Origin of the sequence: Pseudarthrobacter sp. NKDBFgelt (assembly GCF_046097905.1) — a bacterium.
GTDB classification, from domain to species: Bacteria; Actinomycetota; Actinomycetes; order Actinomycetales; family Micrococcaceae; genus Arthrobacter; species Arthrobacter polychromogenes.
On sequence record NZ_JBJURL010000185.1, the window covers coordinates 1 to 951 of the forward strand.

Consider the following 951-nt stretch of genomic DNA (forward strand, 5'->3'; position numbering starts at 1 on the left):
GATTGAGTCATCCTCAGCACCGCGTATCCGATCTGCCCTTGGCCCCGCTGTTCTCCGTGTACAATCAAATCGGCTCTTACGGAAACCTCGACCTCCGAAAGAGTAAGCCGCTCCTGCTGGGTAGGAGCGGCGTGAAAATCATAGATTCCGAGCTGGTTTGCCATGCCTTGGATGGCCCGCAGGACTTCAATGGACTGGCGCGCGTCATCTCTCCGTAGAGTGCTTTCGGCGGCGTCACCGGCACGCTGCTGAAACATTTCGTCTGCGGTTGTTAGAGGGCGAAGGCTCCTAACAGGATCTGCCAGGTAAGCGCAGATAGGACCCCGCGCATCGCGGTAACGGATGATTGGAGGAATTTGTGGACTTTTGGCTCTGCGAATGATTCCGATTCTAGCGGTGTCCGACGACACCATGAAAAGCGCCAAGTCGTTTGCTGAGATACGAGGCGTTGGACGTTCAGGAATAGGAAGGCGAGCCATGGACGAATTCCTTGCCACCGCGAACTTGGGCAACGGCCGCAGCATCCACGTCGCGACGCTTTCTCGTCATACGATCAAAGAATCAGGCGCGGACCATCTAGGGTTTAGTGGATACTTCGTTTTTGAAACCGAAGACAATCCGGGTCGCACAGGTATCAACATCCTTGGGAAGGCGATCTCGTTTGAGGCCGCCATGCGTCTCGTCGACATCTGGCGGCTGAGGCCGGCAGAGGCTTAGGCCGCCCGCTTTTTGTATGGTCCGCGCTTCCCCGGCTTCTTAACCCGCGCGTCGATTAGGCTGACGATCCACTCCATGTCGCGAGCGGTGTCCGCGATCCCTGCCGCCATGGCGGGCGTGACGCGCAGCGTCTTGTGGATGCGGCAGAAGTTATAGAACACGAAGTAGAGCGACAGCGCGTGAATGTGGTTGTCGATCTTCTTTGAGAAGGCGTTCGTCAGGCGCGTGAAGCGG

General features: G+C 57.4%; 2 protein-coding genes and 1 pseudogene. 1 reads left to right on the plus strand and 2 read right to left on the minus strand.

The genetic code is table 11. From position 1 onward, the window contains the following. Positions 1-257 (minus strand): hypothetical protein (locus tag ACKAE7_RS21045; protein ID WP_408980228.1); only part of this gene is annotated, 257 nt, incomplete at its 3' end. 220 nt (positions 258-477) lie between these two features. Here ACKAE7_RS21045 and ACKAE7_RS21050 point away from each other — a divergent pair. Next, positions 478-717 carry a hypothetical protein gene (locus ACKAE7_RS21050; protein ID WP_407104752.1) on the plus strand — a complete coding sequence of 80 codons (240 nt, stop codon included), beginning with the start codon at positions 478-480 and terminating at the stop codon, positions 715-717. Here ACKAE7_RS21050 and ACKAE7_RS21055 read toward each other — a convergent pair. Continuing rightward, a pseudogene (locus ACKAE7_RS21055) lies at positions 714-951 on the minus strand (hypothetical protein); the annotation flags it as partial. The gene ACKAE7_RS21050 and the pseudogene ACKAE7_RS21055 sit on opposite strands and share 4 nt — an antisense overlap.

Bases quoted from the DNA above. Each gene is read 5' to 3' on its own strand.
- ACKAE7_RS21050 (WP_407104752.1), top strand. From the start codon at position 478: ATGGACGAATTCCTTGCCACCGCGAACTTGGGCAACGGCCGCAGCATC.